Annotated in this window: 17 protein-coding genes; 11 read left to right on the top strand and 6 right to left on the bottom strand. The window is 66.0% G+C overall.

Annotated elements, in window-relative coordinates:
- Positions 1-3 precede the first annotated feature (3 nt).
- The 4 genes from ACTAQI_RS21655 to ACTAQI_RS21640 all read right to left on the bottom strand — a co-directional run bounded on the left by ACTAQI_RS21655 (position 4) and on the right by ACTAQI_RS21640 (position 3,412).
- Complete coding sequence (locus ACTAQI_RS21655; RefSeq protein WP_457948652.1) at positions 4-471, bottom strand: SRPBCC family protein; 468 nt, start codon at positions 469-471, stop codon at positions 4-6.
- A gap of 31 nt (positions 472-502) precedes the next feature.
- On the bottom strand, positions 503-1,420 hold the full coding sequence (locus ACTAQI_RS21650; RefSeq protein ID WP_457948651.1) for a 2-hydroxyacid dehydrogenase: 918 nt from the start codon (positions 1,418-1,420) through the stop codon (positions 503-505).
- The gene (locus tag ACTAQI_RS21645; RefSeq protein WP_457948650.1) at positions 1,417-2,199 is read right to left on the bottom strand and encodes a DeoR/GlpR family DNA-binding transcription regulator; all 783 of its coding nucleotides are present in this window, start codon (positions 2,197-2,199) and stop codon (positions 1,417-1,419) included. Before ACTAQI_RS21645 ends, ACTAQI_RS21650 begins: the two co-directional genes overlap by 4 nt.
- A 70-nt stretch (positions 2,200-2,269) precedes the next feature.
- Entirely contained in the window at positions 2,270-3,412 is a 1,143-nt protein-coding gene (locus ACTAQI_RS21640; RefSeq protein ID WP_457948649.1) for a Gfo/Idh/MocA family protein, read from the bottom strand.
- A gap of 139 nt (positions 3,413-3,551) precedes the next feature.
- Here ACTAQI_RS21640 and ACTAQI_RS21635 point away from each other — a divergent pair, with 139 nt between their 5' ends.
- The 10 genes from ACTAQI_RS21635 to ACTAQI_RS21590 all read left to right on the top strand — a co-directional run bounded on the left by ACTAQI_RS21635 (position 3,552) and on the right by ACTAQI_RS21590 (position 13,813).
- A complete protein-coding gene (locus tag ACTAQI_RS21635) occupies positions 3,552-4,448 on the top strand; it encodes a PfkB family carbohydrate kinase (protein ID WP_457948648.1) in 897 nt (298 codons plus the stop codon).
- A gap of 18 nt (positions 4,449-4,466) precedes the next feature.
- Positions 4,467-5,351 carry an aldolase gene (locus ACTAQI_RS21630; protein WP_457948647.1) on the top strand — a complete coding sequence of 295 codons (885 nt, stop codon included), beginning with the start codon at positions 4,467-4,469 and terminating at the stop codon, positions 5,349-5,351.
- 93 nt (positions 5,352-5,444) lie between these two features.
- Positions 5,445-6,734 (top strand): ABC transporter substrate-binding protein, encoded by a 1,290-nt coding sequence (locus ACTAQI_RS21625; protein ID WP_457948646.1) that lies wholly within the window; start codon positions 5,445-5,447, stop codon positions 6,732-6,734.
- A complete protein-coding gene (locus tag ACTAQI_RS21620) occupies positions 6,731-7,687 on the top strand; it encodes a carbohydrate ABC transporter permease (RefSeq protein WP_457948645.1) in 957 nt (318 codons plus the stop codon). Before ACTAQI_RS21625 ends, ACTAQI_RS21620 begins: the two co-directional genes overlap by 4 nt.
- Before the next feature lie 4 nt (positions 7,688-7,691).
- Positions 7,692-8,507: a carbohydrate ABC transporter permease gene (locus tag ACTAQI_RS21615; protein ID WP_457948644.1), complete on the top strand. Its 816-nt coding sequence runs from the start codon at positions 7,692-7,694 to the stop codon at positions 8,505-8,507.
- Positions 8,508-8,571: 64 nt separating this feature from the next.
- Positions 8,572-10,011, top strand: coding sequence for an NAD-dependent succinate-semialdehyde dehydrogenase (locus ACTAQI_RS21610; protein ID WP_457948643.1), 1,440 nt, complete (start codon positions 8,572-8,574; stop codon positions 10,009-10,011).
- Positions 10,012-10,755, top strand: a complete 744-nt coding sequence (locus tag ACTAQI_RS21605) for a sulfite exporter TauE/SafE family protein (protein WP_457948642.1) — start codon at positions 10,012-10,014, stop codon at positions 10,753-10,755.
- A 42-nt stretch (positions 10,756-10,797) separates the two neighbouring features.
- Positions 10,798-12,072, top strand: coding sequence for an AGE family epimerase/isomerase (locus ACTAQI_RS21600; RefSeq protein WP_457948641.1), 1,275 nt, complete (start codon positions 10,798-10,800; stop codon positions 12,070-12,072).
- A gap of 69 nt (positions 12,073-12,141) precedes the next feature.
- The gene (locus tag ACTAQI_RS21595) at positions 12,142-12,330 is read left to right on the top strand and encodes a hypothetical protein (RefSeq protein ID WP_457948640.1); all 189 of its coding nucleotides are present in this window, start codon (positions 12,142-12,144) and stop codon (positions 12,328-12,330) included.
- Between the two features lie 241 nt (positions 12,331-12,571).
- Positions 12,572-13,813, top strand: a complete 1,242-nt coding sequence (locus ACTAQI_RS21590) for an MFS transporter (RefSeq protein WP_457948639.1) — start codon at positions 12,572-12,574, stop codon at positions 13,811-13,813.
- A gap of 71 nt (positions 13,814-13,884) precedes the next feature.
- Here the strand turns inward: ACTAQI_RS21590 and ACTAQI_RS21585 are convergent, their stop codons facing one another.
- Together ACTAQI_RS21585 and ACTAQI_RS21580 are read right to left on the bottom strand one after the other, a co-directional pair.
- The gene (locus ACTAQI_RS21585) at positions 13,885-14,220 is read right to left on the bottom strand and encodes a cupin domain-containing protein (protein ID WP_457948638.1); all 336 of its coding nucleotides are present in this window, start codon (positions 14,218-14,220) and stop codon (positions 13,885-13,887) included.
- A 10-nt stretch (positions 14,221-14,230) separates the two neighbouring features.
- The gene (locus ACTAQI_RS21580) at positions 14,231-15,229 is read right to left on the bottom strand and encodes a helix-turn-helix transcriptional regulator (protein ID WP_457948637.1); all 999 of its coding nucleotides are present in this window, start codon (positions 15,227-15,229) and stop codon (positions 14,231-14,233) included.
- A 130-nt stretch (positions 15,230-15,359) separates the two neighbouring features.
- On the opposite strand from ACTAQI_RS21580, the gene ACTAQI_RS21575 reads away from it, so the two are divergent.
- The gene (locus tag ACTAQI_RS21575; protein ID WP_457948636.1) at positions 15,360-15,767 is read left to right on the top strand and encodes a DUF1304 family protein; all 408 of its coding nucleotides are present in this window, start codon (positions 15,360-15,362) and stop codon (positions 15,765-15,767) included.
- The last annotated feature ends 85 nt before the right edge of the window (positions 15,768-15,852 follow it).

The following is a 15,852-nucleotide window of genomic DNA, read 5'->3' as shown; positions in this document are numbered from 1 at the left end:
ACCTCAGCTCTTCCTGGCTGCAACTGTGGAGGCCAGTGCGGCGAGGCCTCGCTCGAAATCGGCGCCCACCATCTTGTCCATGTCCATGAACAGCGCGAACACCCTGCCCAGGCCCTTGTTCTCGCCCGTCATCCGCCAGGTCACCTCGGTACCGGTATCCACCGGGGTGAAGCTGAACGTGGTGGGATTCAGTGCCTTGAACGGCTTGGTGAACTGCAACCGGATCCGGATCAGGCTGGCGGGTATGGATTCTGTAAGTTCCATGGTGCCGCTGCCGGCCTTGCGGTTACCGCTCCACTCATACCCCGCGCCGGTGCCGGCCTCCTTGCCGAAGTAACGGCGGCTCATGCCCGGGTCAATCGTTTCCCAGGGGGACCAGGCGGTCCATTCATGGAAGTTGTTGACCAGCGGGAAGATCTGCTCCGGAGAGGCAGGGATGACCGCCGTGCGGCGGACTTCAAAAGTGGACATGGGCCCAGCATAGGGGCCGGAGCCCCTGGCGTTAAGGGAGGACGACGTTCACGGGGTCCTTGCCCTCGAGCAGGAGGCCGATCTGCTTCCTGAGCAGCCGGACCATCCGGGGGAACATGGCCGAGCTGGCGCCGCCCACGTGCGGAGTGATGAGCACACCGGGGGTGGTCCACAGCGGGTGGCCTGCCGGCAGCGGTTCCGGGTCGGTCACGTCCAGGGCGGCCCGGAGCCGGCCGCTTGAGGTTTCGGCGAGCAGGGCCTCGGTGTCTGCCACCGGGCCGCGGGCCACATTCACCAGCAGGGCGCCGTCCGGCATGGCGGCAAGGAACTTCGCGTCCACCAGTTGTTCAGTCTGCTCACTCAGGGGAACACTGACCACCACGATCTCGTGCAACGGCAGCTGCTCATAAAGCGAGTCGATCCCGTGGATGGTTCCATGCTCATCCTCGCGGGCACGGCTGGCCATCCGGGTGACCTCGGTTTCGAACGGCAGGAGCCGGGCCTCGATGGCCTTGCCCACTCCCCCATAGCCCACCAGCAGCACACGCCGGTCTGCCAGGCTGGGGCGCTGGCTGTTGTCCCACGTTCCAGTGTCCTGGTTCCGGACAAAGTCCGGAATGCCGCGCTGGGAGGCGACCATCATGCCCACGGCCAGCTCCGCCGTCGACGTCTCATGGACTCCGGCCGCGTTCGCGAAGGTGACGCCTGCGGGCAGAACCGAGGCGACGCCGTCGTACCCGATGGACTGGCTCTGCACCAGTCCCACGTCGACGCCCTCCAACGCTGCGAGCGCCGTCGATTTGCCCATGTAGCCGGGCACCAGCAGGTCCAGCCGGCCCTCCGGCGCGGGCCCGGCCAGGTCCCACAGGACGAACTCGACGCCGTCAATGGGCGCCAGTGCATCCAGCAGGTTTTGGTCGGGCAGGCATACGCGCAGCGGGGCCGTCATGCGGCGACCATCAACTTCACGTTCGCGGCGCTCAGCGCATTCTCGATTTCGCGCGGCGGTGGGGCATCCGTCACCAGGATGTCCACCGCGTCGAAAGCCGCGAGCCGCGCCAGTGCGTACCGAAGCATCTTCTGGTGGGTCGCCACCACCACCACCTGTTCCGCTGAATCCATAAGGGCGATCTTAGTGGCGCGCTCCACGTCGCGTTCAATGTAGAACGCCTCATCGTGGATGCCGCTCACTCCGATGAAGGCTGTCTTGGCACGCAGCCCGGCGGCCGCACTGACGGTCATGGGGCCGTTGAAGGCCTGGCTGTCCAGCAGCAGTTCCCCGCCCAGGCAGATGGTGCGCGCCGCCGTCAGCTGCAGGCAGCGCTGGATGGCGGGCGCCGAGTGCGTGATGACGGTGCCCGTGAAGGACGTGGGCAGTTCCTGCGCGATCTGGTAGGTGGTGGTCCCGGCATCAAGGATGATGGCATCCCGTTCGCCGATCAACGATATGCAGGCCCGCGCCACCCGCAGCTTGGCGTCCGCATCCTCCCGGACCCTCGCAGCGAAGTCCGCGTTCTGGCCATGCCCGTCAACGGCGCTGACACCACCGTGGACCACCCGGGCCAGTCCGCGCTTGGACAGCACCCGGGTGTCCCTCCGCACCGTCATGTCGGACACGGCGAACGTTTCCGCCAGGTCGTTGGTGGAAATGAATCCCTTCCGGCCCAGTTCATCCAGGATGGTGCGCTGGCGTGGCGTCAGCGGCGCCTCTTCTTGTACGGTGCCCATGGGCCCTTCTCCCTCCCCAATGCGCCGGGCAGGAGCCTGGCGGGATGTTGCAATTCCAACACGAATCTTCTTATGAACGTACCCCGACGGCGGCATTGCCAAGCTCAACGGGGCGTCCTTCCGTAATAGAACGCTCGGCCGCCAGCCCCATCCGCACGGACTGCAGTCCGTCAGCGACGGTGACTTCCACCGGCCCTTCGCCCAGGATGGCCTTCCGGTAGCCCAGGTGCTCGTAGTACGTGGAGCCGTGGTGGGCGCCTGCTGCAAGGACCGCCTCATCCACCGGAACCTCATGTTTTTCCGGGCCCAGCGGAGACCGCGGGCTGAACTCCACAGTCGCTTCGGCCTCGTCGCCGGGGATCCAGTGGTTGGCTGCCACCGGAATCAGGGTTTCGATCTTGGCGGCGTCGCCCACGATCGAGATTCGTTCCTGGAACTTGGATCCCTCGGCGAACATGGACAGTTCCAGCATGGCGCGGCGTCCGCCTTTGAAGTCAACAATCACGTAGGCGTTGTCCACCATGTCCGAAACGCGGCCGCCGTACACCTCATCCATGTGGTTCACGTCGTGGCCGCCGCTGGCGTAGACGCGGACGGGTTCGTCCTGCAGGATCAGCCGCATCAGGTCGAAGAAGTGGCAGCACTTCTCCACCAGCGTGCCCCCGGTACGTTCGGCGAAGCGGTTCCAGGCGTCCACCTTGTGCAGGAACGGAAACCGGTGCTCCACGATGGAGAGCATGTGGATGTTGCCCAGCTTGCCGCCGTGGGCCGCCTGGATGATTTCCTGGACCGGCGGCATATACCGGTATTCCATGGCCACCCAAACGGGCGCGGGATAGTTGGCGGCGAGCACTTCGAGTTCGTCCGCCTGCTCTGCGCTGGTGCACACAGGCTTCTCCACGAGCACGGGCAGGTTGGTCCCACTGGCGAAAATGTCCTTCAGGATGCCCAGGTGGGTGTCGTTGGGGCTGGCGATGACCAGCGCATCCACCAGCCCTGAGGCCAGCAGTTCCTGGTGGGTGGGAAAGGTTTGCACCTCATAACCGATCTCCTTGACCGTCTCTTCCAGTGAAGAGGGCGTGGGATCCGAGACTGCGGTGATGCGGCTTCCCGGGATCAGGGCAAGATTCCGGACGTGTTCCCGGGCCATATGCCCGGCTCCGATAAGGCCATATCGGATAGTCCGTACCGATTCCGCAGTAGGCAATGACATGAGCTGCTCCGTTTCTCTACGTTGAGTTGGGGGGACCGCGGCGTTGCATCCCAAACACAACTATACAGAAAGTGTTGTTATTCCAACATAGCGTGTGTATATTTCTTCAGTACCAGCCGGAACTACAACGAGGTGGAACGTGCCCCAACCGTCAACTGGAACCCTGCTTTTCGTAGGGTGTGCCACTCTTGACTCCATTGCCCTGGTGGAGGATTACCCGGCCGCGGACAGCCGCACGGTCGCCACCGACTTTGCAACGGCGGGCGGCGGCCCTGCGGCTACGGCAGCCGTGGCAGCAGCCCGGGCAGGCGCCACCACAGCCTTCGCCGGCGTCCTCGGCACCGATGAAGAAGGCGACCGCATAGTTGCCGGACTCGAGGCAGAAGGTGTTGACACCTCCGCGGTGACCAGGGACGCGGGTGTCAAAACCGGTGCCAGCGTCATCGTGGTCAGCAGGACCACTGAAAGCCGGGCGATTGTCACCCGCCCGGTCCCGCCGGTCACCTTCCCCAAGGACAGCCGGTTCCGGGAGCTGCTCGACTCCGCGGCCTGGGTCCACGCGGACCACCTGGGCTGGAACGCGGTGGCCAGCGCCGGCACCGGCCAGCTGAACATCAGCGTGGACGCCGGCAACCCCATCCCCTCCTTCAGCCCCCGCGGCGTCGCACTCTACGTCCCCACCATCGAAAGGCTCACCGCCGCATACGGTGCCGGACTCTCCCCCGAGGCACTGCTTCGGAAGGCAGTCGACGACGGCGCCTCCGCCGTCGTCGCCACCGCCGGCTCCGAAGGTGCCTGGGTGTTGGAACGCGGCGGCGAACCCGTCCACGTTCCGGCCACACCCGCCACCATCGTGTCCACCCTTGGGGCAGGCGACGTGTACCACGGCGCCCTGCTCGCCGCCGTCGCCGCCGGGCTTCCCCTGGTGGAAGCCGCGGCGTTCGCCGGACGCACCGCCGCCGCCTCCTGCGGCGCGCTGGACGGCCGGTCCGCCATCCCGCGCCAGACCATCAATCTTGTCCCAGCCTCCAACTGACACTGAAAGAAGCAGCCCATGAGCCCGACCGATCTCTCCCCCCTCCAACGCCCGTCAGGCGCCTTCGCGATGCTCGCCGTAGACCAGCGCGAAGCCATGCGCAACATGTTCGCCGAACACACCGACCAGCCCGTCACCGACCAGGACCTCCGTGACTTCAAGCTGGAAGCAGCCCGAATCCTGACCCCCTACGCATCGGGCATCCTGATCGACCGCCAGTTCGCCCTCGACCAGGCCATCGAAGCCGGTGTGGTGGACCCCACCTGCGGACTCATCGCATCCGCCGACCATTTCGAGTCCGCCCATGGCGAGCTGGTGGGCGAGGTGACCATCGACCGCCTGGTGGACCCGCACAAGTACAAGGCCCTGGGTGTCAAGGCCCTCAAGCTGCTGGTGCTGTACCGGCCGGACGAACCCGCCGAGGGCCGCGTGGCCATGGTCCGGGAATTCGTTGAAAGCTGCCGGTCCGCCGGGCTGATCAGCATCATCGAACCCGTCTCCCGCAAGCCCCTAGCCGGCGGTGACTTCGACTGGAACGCGGGTATCCTGGCCGCAGCCAAAGAACTCGGCAGCCTGGGCGCCGATCTCTACAAAGCGGAGGTCCCCTTCAAGGGCCAAGCCCCGGAGGACCAGGTACGCGCGGCCTGCGCCGAGCTGACGAAGGCCATTGACGGCCCGTGGGTGGTCCTTTCCTCCGGTGTCCCCGAGGACGTCTTCCCCGACGCCGTCCGGTGGGCCTGCCTGGAAGGTGCCAGCGGCTTCCTCTCCGGACGCGCCGTCTGGGCCTCCTGCATCGGCGCCCCCGACGTCGTCGAATCCCTGTCAACCGACGCCGTCCGACGGCTGCAGCGCCTCTGCGCCGTAGTGGACGACGTCGTCTCGACCCAAAGAACCAACGCATAAGCGCTCCGGCAGCACCCGCATCAGAGTAACCGGGCCAACCTCTTTCAGCAGTACGCAAACCAAGGCACAGCAACACTCAACGAGGAGATTATTGTGAGTCAGATTTCACGCAGGCAGGCCGTCGCCCTTCTCGGAGCCATGGGCTTCGGCGCCGCCGCGGCGGCGTGCGCCGGGCCGGGCGGTTCCACGGCCCCCGGAGGCGCCAGCGGACCGGCGGCGCCCGCCAGCGGCGCCGTCACCGGAAAGGTGTCCTTTGCGCACTGGCGCGGCGAGGACAAGGCGGTGTTCGACGAGCTCATCAAGCGCTTCGCTGCAAAGCACGACGGCGTGGCGGTCACCCAGGACATCTCCACGTCCAATGACTACAATGCCCAGGGACTGCAGAAGGTCCGCGGGGCCGCCATCGGCGACGCTTTTGCCACCTTCCGCGGCGCACAGTTCAAGAACTTCACCGAAGCCGGGATCTACACCGAGCTCAAGGACAGCAAGGCTGTGGGCAACTACCAGAAGGGCCTGCTGTCCGCCGGCCAGAACGGTGACAGCCAGCTGGGCCTGCCGTACCAGGTGGTGTTCCCCATGCCCATGGCCAACGTGGACCTCTTCGACAAGGCCGGCGCGGAGATCGCCCCCAAGAACTGGGATGCGTTCCTGGCGATGTGCGAAAAGCTCGCGTCGGCCGGCGTCATCCCCATCTCCTGGCCTGGCGGCGATGTGGGGAACGGCGGCCAGCTGTTCAACTGCATGATTGCCAACAACGCCCCCGTGGACGACATGTGCGCCCAGATCGAACAGGGCAAGCTCAAGTGCACCGACGACTGGTTCATCAAGATGCTCAACCAGTACAAGGACCTGAAGCCCTTCGTGCAGCCGAACGCCACGGGCACCGCCGTTGAACCGGCCCAGAACCTGTTCTCGCAGGGCAAGGCCGCCATGCTGGCCACCGGTTCGTACCACATCGCAGCGGTCCGCGGCCTGGGCGCCAAGTTCCCCATCGACCTGGTGTTCCCCAACACCACCTCCGACGGCAAGGGAAAGTATGAAGGCGCCTACAACGCAACCTTCATCCTGGGCGTCAACTCCGCCAGCAAGAACCAGGCCGCCGCGGCAGCCTGGATCGACTTCCTCTCCGAACCCGAGAACGCCGGCTATTACGCCAACCAGACCGCCCAGCACGTGTCGGTGGACAAGGTGGAGTACACCAACCCGGACCTCAAGCGGCTGAGCCCCTGGCTGCAGAAGAAGACGGCACTGGCCGCCCGCTTCCAGTTCAACAACCTTGATGTCCGCAACGCGGTGGAGGCCAGCGCCACGGCCGTCATCTCCGGCACCAGCCCGGAGCAGGCAGCCGCTGCCGCCCAGAAGATTGTTGACGAACGGCTATGAGCATCCATCCCGGAACGGCTGCCGAGCGGAAAGCGCCGGACAGCCATACGCCCGCAAACCCTGCCAAGGTGCGCCGCCGCTCCCCCACCCGGGTGAATCCGGCGCTGTACCTCTTCCCGCTGCCCGCCGTCGCCGTCATCGCCTTTTTCCTGGTGATGCCCACACTGCAGGCCTTCCAGTACGCCATCACGGACTGGAACGGTTTCTCCGCGGCGTTCAATTACGTGGGCGTGGACAACTTCGTCCGGGCGTTCACCAAGGACTCGCTGTTCACGAACGCGCTGACGAACAACCTGAAGTTCGTGTTGCTGGTGGTGATCGCCCAGACAGCGTTCTCGCTGGTCCTGGCGCTGCTCCTCACCAAGAACTCGCGGGGCAGCATCCTGCTCCGCGCCCTGTTCTTCTTCCCCACCATCCTGTCCTCCGTGTCCGTGGCCTTCATCTGGAAGTTCATCTACGACCCCAACTTCGGCCTGGCCAACTCGGTCCTCCGAACCGTCGGGGTGGATGGCGGCGCCTACCTCGGCAACGACGCCCAGGCTTTGTACTGGGTGGCCGTCACCCAGGTCTGGTTCCATTCGGGCCAGATGATGGTGGTCTACATTGCCGGGCTGCAGGCCATCCCCAAGGAACTCTACGAAGCGGCTGAAATGGACGGTGCCAACAAATGGCAGCAGTTCAAGTCCATCACCTGGCCGTTCGTGGCCCCGGCCACGTCCATCGTGGTGGCCTACACCACAGTGCAGTCCTTCAAGGCGTTCGACCTGATCCTGGGCATTGCCGGCAACCCGCCCAAGACAGCCCTGGACATCCTCTCCACCCGCATTTACAGCACCTTTGCCAACTCGGAGTTCGGCTACGCCGCCGCCCAGTCGATCATCTTCATGGCGATGATCGCCCTGGTCACCTGGCTGCAGCGCCGGTTGCTCCGGCTGACCCCGAAGGGGGAATAGCAGCATGCTCGCAACATTAAGCCGCCGCGCCATACTGGCCATTTATGCGGTCATCATCATCGTTCCGCTGACTGTGGTGGCGTTCGGCAGTTTCAAGTCCACCCAGGAACTGTTCGCCGGACCATTCAGCCTGCCGCATACCCTCGCCCCCGACAACTTCGCGGAGGTGGTGGGCGGCCAGAACCTGGGCTCGTCCTTCATGAACAGCGCGATCGTCACGGCCATCTCGGTGCCGCTCACCCTGTTCCTAGCCAGCCTGGCCGGTTACGCCGTATCCCGGCTGAAGGGGTTCATGTCCTGGGCCATCTTTGGATTCCTGGTCCTGGGCATGGCCATCCCGGCACAGGCCAACATGGTGCCGCTCTACGTCCTCTTCGGCAGGCTGGGCCTGCTGGACAACCTGGCCGGCCTGATCCTGGCCAACGTGGTGTCCACGCTGCCCATCGCCGTGTTCATCCTGGGCGGGTTCATGCGGACGCTGCCCAAGGAACTCTACGAAGCCTCCTCCATTGACGGCAGCGGGCCGTGGAAGACCTACTCCTCGATCGCCCTGCCGCTGTCAGCACCCTCCATCGCCGCAGCAGCCATCTTCCTGTTCGTCATCCACTGGAACGAGCTGCTGTACCCGCTGCTGTTCATCCAGACTCCGGGCAACCGCACACTCCCGCTGGCACTGCTGAGCTTCCAGGGCGAGTTCCAAACCAACTACCCGCTGCTGTTCGCCGGCGTGATCCTGGCGTCCCTGCCGGTGGTGGTGGCCTACGTCTTCCTGCAGCGCTACTTCGTTGCCGGCATCACCGCAGGCGCAAGCAAGGGATGAGTACGACGACGGGCAGCCGCCCGGCCGTGCTGAATCCCTCCCAGCCCAACGAAAGGCACTATTCATGAACCTCAAGTCAGCCCGGCACCTTGTTAACGGCAGCTGGCACACCGCCGGAACCGCCAAGGACGTGACTGACCCGGGCACCGGCAGCACCGTGGGCCAGGTGGCCTGGGGCGCCGCAGGCGATGCCACCAAGGCCGCCGACGCGGCGGCGGAGGCTTTCGGTACCTGGCGGCAAACCACGGTCCGCCAACGGGCAGACCTGCTGCGCAACGCCGCGGACCTCCTGGCAGAACGCCGCGACGAGCTCGCCCTCACCTTGGCCCTCGAAGCGGGCAAGCGGCTCCCGGAAGCGCAGGGTGAAGTGGACTTCTCGGTGGAGTACTTCCGCTGGTTCGCCGAGGAAGCCCGCCGCGCCACCGGCACCATCAGCCCGCCCGAGCTCCAGGGCCGCCGCCACCTTAGCCTGCGCAAACCCATCGGCGTGGCCCTCAGCCTCACGCCCTGGAACTTCCCGGTCTCCATCCAGGCCCGGAAGCTCGCCGCGATCCTGGCCGCCGGCTGCACCGTAGTGGGCAGGGTGTCCGAGAAGGCCCCGCTGGCCGCCACCGGACTGTTCGAGGTCCTGCACGACGCCGGGTTCCCCGCCGGCGTGGTCAACCTTGTACACGGCCCATCCCGCGAGATCACCGGGGCTTTGATGTCCCACCCGGCGGTCCGGGCCGTCAGCTTCACCGGCTCTACCGGCGTGGGCCGGCAGATCATGGCATCGGCCTCGGAGCGCGTCGTCCGGCCCCTGCTGGAACTGGGCGGCAACGCGCCCTTCATCGTCTTCGAGGACGCGGACCTGGACGCCGCCGTCGAGGGCGCCATCCTGGGCCGGCTCCGCAACACCGGCCAGTCCTGCGTGGCCGCCAACAGGTTCCTGGTCCAGGACAGCATCGCGGAGGAGTTTACGCAGAAACTGGCCGCCCGTTTTGATGCCATGAGCATCGGCCACGGAGTTCCCGACGGCGGCGCACCGGTCCCGGACCTCGGTCCCGTCATCGACGCGGACAGGGTATCCGCCGTGCAGGCACTGGTGGACGACGCCCTGGAACGCGGCGCCCGCCGGGTGACGAAGCGCACCGATGTCCCTTCCGGGGGCGCGTTCATGGCACCCACACTGCTCGCGGACGTCCCGGACGACGCACTCCTGGTGACCGAGGAAGTGTTCGGTCCGGCGGCCGGCGTGGTCACCTTCTCCTCGGAGGACGAGGCGGTCCGGAAAGCGAACGCCACCGAGATGGGCCTGGCCGCCTACGTGTGGAGCAGCAGCCCGAAGCGCGGCTGGGACATCCCGGAGCGGCTGGAAGCCGGCATCGTAGGTGTGAATGACCCCCTGCCTTCCGTTGCTTTCGCCCCCATGGGCGGCGCGAAGCAATCGGGCCTGGGCCGGGAAGGAGCAAGCCTGGGCCTCGAGGAATTCGAGGAGGTCCAGTACGTGGCCTGGAGGCCCTAAGTGCTGACCACCGGGCTGGTGCTGGGCGCCGTCGTCATGGGTGCCGGGATGCAGCGGATCACCGGGATGGGCTTTGCCCTGGTTGCCGCCCCTTTCCTGGTCCTGCTCCTGGGCCCGGTGGAAGGCGTGGTACTGGTGAACGTGTGCGGCGCCGTCACGGCAGGGGCCATCATCTTCCGGGTGGTCAGGGACATCGACTGGAAGAGATACCTGCTGCTCGCGGCCTCAGCCCTTCTCGGCATCATCCCGGCGGCGTTCCTGATCCGCCTCATTCCGCCGCCCGTCCTGGAGATTTCCATCGGAGTGATCCTCGCCGTCGGCCTGACAGTCCTGCTGGTCCTAAAATCCGCCACCCTGCCGGAGCGCCGCCGCTATCTGTTCACCGCCGGCGGCCTCAGCGGGTTCATGAACACGGCGGCGGGTGTGGGCGGTCCTGCCGTCAGCATGTACTCCATCGCCACCAGATGGCAGCACAAGTCCTTCGCAGCCACCATGCAGCCGTACTTCTTCACCATTGGTACGTTCTCGCTCGTCTCCAAGGCGATCACCGCCCCCGCGACCTTCCCGGTGCTGCCGCTGGCCATGTGGGTTGCCGTCGCCGTCGCCTGCCTGGCCGGGCTGGTGCTCGGAGACATTGCGTCGAAGTTCGTGCCCGCCCGCGCCGCGCAGATTCTCTTAATCATCCTGGCGTACCTGGGAGCGGCCGCCACCATTATCCGCGGAGTAGCCGACGCCGTCGGCTAACCCGAAATTCCCTTGCACCTTCACCCAGAAAGAGGACATGACATGACGTGGCTCGACAGCGCCGCCCACGCACGATGGCTTGAGGCGGAAACCGACCGGCTCATCAATTTCGCCGCAGCCTCCAAGGTTCCCACCGGCTTCGGCTGGCTTGATAATTACGGCAAGGTATTCGCCGACAAGCCGACCCATCTGTGGATCACCGCGCGGATGACCCACAGTTTCGCTGTTGCCGCGCTGATGGGACGCCCAGGTGCTGCGACGCTGGTGGACCACGGCATCACGGCACTCAACGGTGCCCTTCACGATGACGAGTTCGGGGGGTGGTACGCCGAGGTCAATGAAGACGGCCCCGTGAACGACACCAAGTCCGGCTACCAGCACTCTTTTGTGCTCCTCGCTGCCGCCAGTGCCGTTGCGGCGGGCCGCCCGGGAGCCCGGGAATTGCTCGAGGAGGCGTTGCGGATAGCCGACACAAAGTTCTGGGACCACGAGGCCAACATGTGCTTTGACTCGTGGAACCGTGCATTCACGGAAACCGAGGCCTACCGCGGTGGGAACGCGAGCATGCATTCGGTGGAGGCGTACCTCATCGTCGCTGACGTGACCGGGGAGAACCGCTGGCTGGAACGGGCCCTGCACATCGCCGAGGTGCTCATCCACAAATTTGCACGCAACAACAACTACCGGGTGTTTGAGCACTTCGACCCGGAGTGGACCCCCATGCCGGAGTACAACACCGATGACCGGGCCAGCCAATTCCGGGCTTACGGCGGAACCCCCGGCCACTGGGTCGAGTGGGCGCGCCTGCTGCTCCACCTCCGCGCCGGGCTTGAGGCCCGCGGCCTGGACGTCCCGGCCTGGCTGCTTGAAGACGCCCGGGGCCTGTTTGACGCCGCCATCCGTGACGCCTGGGAGCCGGACGGTCATCCAGGATTTGTGTACACAGTCGACTGGGAAGGCAACCCGGTTGTCACCACCCGTATCCGCTGGGTACCCGCGGAAGCGATCGGCGGCGCCGCAGCCCTCTACATTGCCACCGGCGAGAAGAAGTATGCGGACTGGTATGAGCGGATCTGGGACCACGCCCGCGACTGGTTCATCGACTACGAGCACGGGTCCTGGAAGCAGGAACTCGACGAGAACGGCAATGTCACCTCCACCGTGTGGTCCGGCAAGGCGGACATCTATCACCTGTGGCACTGCCTGGTGGTCCCGCGCCTTCCGCTGGCGCCCGGCCTGGCTCCAGCAGTCGCGGCAGGCTTGCTGGACGCACGGCTTGGCGGATCCCGTCACGGTCAGGCACCTGCACGCCGCTGATTTCGCAGTCCCTCCCCGATGCTCAACTCCTGATGTCCCCGTAACAAACCCACTCCTGAAAGGACAGCCATGCCTGCCGTCACCTCCCAAGAAACAGTCCTGCGCGTCGCCGCGGCGGACGCTGATCCGCTGACCCTGCGCCTCGAAGCCAGCCGGCCTGCGGCGGTACGGATCGAAGTGCAGGGCACGTGTGCCTGCGCGGGCGGCGGGACCCTCCGGCCCGGTTCATACACCGACACCGATTTCGGCACGCGGTAGCAGCACAGCCGCCGCTGTCCGGTTCTTCCCGTGCAGCGGTGGAACCCAGGGGTTGGGTGGCGGGGGCGGCAGGGGCCTCCTGCACGGGAGGACGTTTGAGGGCAGGAAGGCGGCGCGCAGGGCGGGCGTTGGACGACGTGTCACGTCTGTGACAAACCCTTCGATCCTGTAAATTTAAGGGAGGAATTGTCCGGCCAGCGAGCCGCGTTCCAACCCCTCCCCCTTGAATGGACGCTCCCCCATGTCTTCCGCGATTTCCGCGCCGTCCCCTACCCGCTTTCCCTACGCCGCAATGGTGGTCCTGGCCACCATTGCGTTTACCGCCATCACCACCGAGCTCCTCCCGTCCGGGCTGCTGCCGCAAATCAGTACCGGCCTTGGAGTCTCCGAGCCGGTGGCCGGTTACCTTGCCGCGGCCTATGCCGCCGTCATCGTGGTCACAGTGGTCCCGGCGGCACGGCTGCTGGGGAAAATCCCACGGCATGCGCTGCTGGTGGGACTGGTGCTGACCTTTGCGCTGAGCAACGCGCTGGTGGGGCTGGCACCGGATTTCACCGCCGCGATGATCGCCCGGCTGGTGGGCGGCCTGGCGCACGGACTGCTCTGGACCACCATGGCGCCGTTCGTGTCCCGCGTGGTCCCGGCAGACAAGGTGGGCAAGGCCCTGGCGATCGTGTTCAGCGGCAACAGCCTGGGCCTGGCCATCGGCGCCCCGGTGGGCACGGCCCTGGGCGGATTCCTGGGCTGGCGTGCCGCGTTCCTGGTGCTCGCCGGGTTCGGCGTGCTCCTGACCGTGCTCGCGTTCTGGCTCCTCCCCCGCGTCCAGCGCATTACCGACGCCGTCCGGCCCTCCCTCCGCAAGGCAATCGGCCAACCGGGCGTGAAATCCGTGGCGATCGCCTGGCCTCTGCTGGTCCTGGCCCACTTCGCCCTGTTCACCTACATCGCACCCTTCATCCGCGAGGCGAGCCTGCCGGACTACGCCACCAGCCTCTCCCTCACGGTGCTGGGCGGGTCAGGCCTGCTGGGCATTTGGATTGCCGGACTCACCGTGGATTCGCGTCCCCGCCGTTCGCTGCTGATCACGACGGCGGCCATCGCCGCATCGATGTTCCTCCTGCCCTTCGCGGTGGGAAACCTGCCCCTGGCCCTGGTCCTCATGACCGTTTGGGGAGCGGGCCTGGGCGCCATCGGCATCTACAACCAGTCCGCGATTCTCCGGGCCGGCGGCGAATACAGTGAGGCCGCGAACGGACTCACGGTCCTCACCATCCAGCTGGGCATCACCATCGGCGCGCTCTACGGCTCGGCGGCGCTGGTGGTTGGGGGCCCGCTGCTGGTTCCGGCCGCGGCGGCAATCCCGGTGGTTGCCGCGTTTGTGATCACCCTCGCCGGCAAGAGGTATGCCTACCCTCCCGGCCCGCGGGAACGGATCTGGCTGGAACCCCGGCCCGTGAAAGACACAGTCAAGGATCCGGTCTAACCCTGCAGCGATTGCTCCGTAGATGCCGTTTTCAGCGCCCAAAAGGACACTTACGGAGCAATGGATGAGGCCTAATCCCGGTACTTGGCCACCGTGAACAGGAAGGTGGAGTCCTCTTCTGCGTGAAGGCTGTGCAGTCCCGGCGGGACGATCAGCAGGTCGCCGGCCTTGCCCTGCCACGACTCCCCGCCGGCATTCAGGCTGACGCAGCCCTGGATCACGAACACGGTGGCGTCGCCAGGGTTCTGGTGCTCGCTGAGCTGGGTTCCAGCCTTCATGGCCATGACGGACTGCCGGAGGACCTTCTCATGGCCGCCGTACACGGTGTCCGCTGCGCGGCCGTTGGTGGAGACTACTGCCGCCTCGAGCTGCTGCCGGGCCAGCGCGCCGATCGATATCTTCTGCATGGGCCCAAGGCTACCCATTGGCTGTCAGCCTGGCGACCAATTCGCCCCGGCTTCCCACCCCCACTTTTTCGAAGAGCGATTTGAGGTGGTCATGCAGCGTGTGAGGAGAGATGAACAAGCGGCGGGCTATGTCGACGCTGGAGCCTCCCGACATCAGCTCCAGGCATACCTCCTGCTCGCGACGCGTAAGCCCATAGGCGGAGAGGAACAGGTTGAGGAGCTGCTGGGCAGTGGCCGGCTCCACGGTGACCACCATCTGTTCAGGGTCATCACCGGTGATAAGGCGGCTGGCCTGCAGGACCACCCAGCTGCCGCCAGCGTCGAGCATCCGCAGCCACGCGGTTCCCGACCGCGCCGCTTTGGCCTGGGCTACCACTGAGTACAGAACGACGCCGAACCGCCCAGGTGCCTCCTCCTCAAGCTTGGCCAGCCATGACGCTGCGGCCGGAGTCGCAGCCCGCAACTGCCCCTGTTCGCCGGCCAAAACGATGACGGGCCCCTCCGGCTGCGGCCACGCCTGGCGCCCCACGCGGATGGCCACCCGGGATGCCGCCGCGAGCGCCGCAGTGACGGCTGCCAGGAACTCCACCTCCCGATCGGTGAAATCCGGCCCGCTCGCGCGGAACAGGCTCCCGACTCCCCAGCAGGCCTGATCCATCCGGAACGCAGCCCGCAGCTCATGGACAAGCCCTTGCGGCCTGAGCAAATCGTTGAGACGGACGCTGCCGGCTACCTCGCTGTGTGGAGCGTCGGAAATCCTGGCGACTGGTTGCGGGCGCAGGGACAGCGTTGCGAATGAATTGGGTTCCCGGCCGCCGTATTCGGATTCGACGAACCGGACGGCATATTCTGCGCTCACCGGCCAGCGCGGGACGTTGGTCACCGAGTTCATAGCCAGGGTTTCGGGGTCGACGCCGGCCCAGCAGGCCTGGTCGAAGGGTACGGCCTGTCGGACTACTCCGAGTGCGGACCGGTACAGCGCCGCGAGGTCGGGGGAATTGGTGGCCAACGCCGAAATTTCGCGGCGGGCACGCTAAGAGCGTTCCTCCCACATAGCTCCAGTATCCTCCCCGGGCTGCCGCCGGCAATCCCCCGTTCCGGGGATGGATCGCGTGCCGGGGCCGGCCTACTCTTCAAGCATGAACGCCGTATCGCAGATCTTCGCGGTGCTCGCCGCGGTCATCTACATCTTCGTGTTTCCAGTGGAGAGTTTCCTCCTCCGCCGCCACCGGTGGGCCCAAAAGTTCCTGAGCACGCCGCCTGAGAACGTCCCCGCCGTGATGATGTGGGCCATTCCTACCGGGTACAAAAACCTGGTGATTGCCCTCGGGGTCATCGCGGGAGTCGTTGCCGCCAATATGGGACAGCTCGTGGTGGGTTACACCCTGGTGATCTATTGCTGCGCCAACATGGTCCTCACCGCACCCACCATGCTGCTCGCGGACCTTCAGGGCCACTACCCCAAAAAGTGGGAAAGCGTACCGGGAACGCTCGCCGCTACACTGCCGGCCCTGATTGCCCTGCTCCTGCTCCCGCTCGGGCCGTAGTCCCCGGCGTCCGTCCGCAAAGGGCGGACACGCCGCCGGCCCATGTCAACTTCGCCCCGCCAGCCCGAAGTTGATAGAGGTTAAG

The organism is Pseudarthrobacter sp. alpha12b (genome assembly GCF_054130495.1).
The sequence above is the reverse complement of the archived record's forward strand: the minus strand, read 5'-3'. Positions and strand labels throughout refer to the sequence as shown.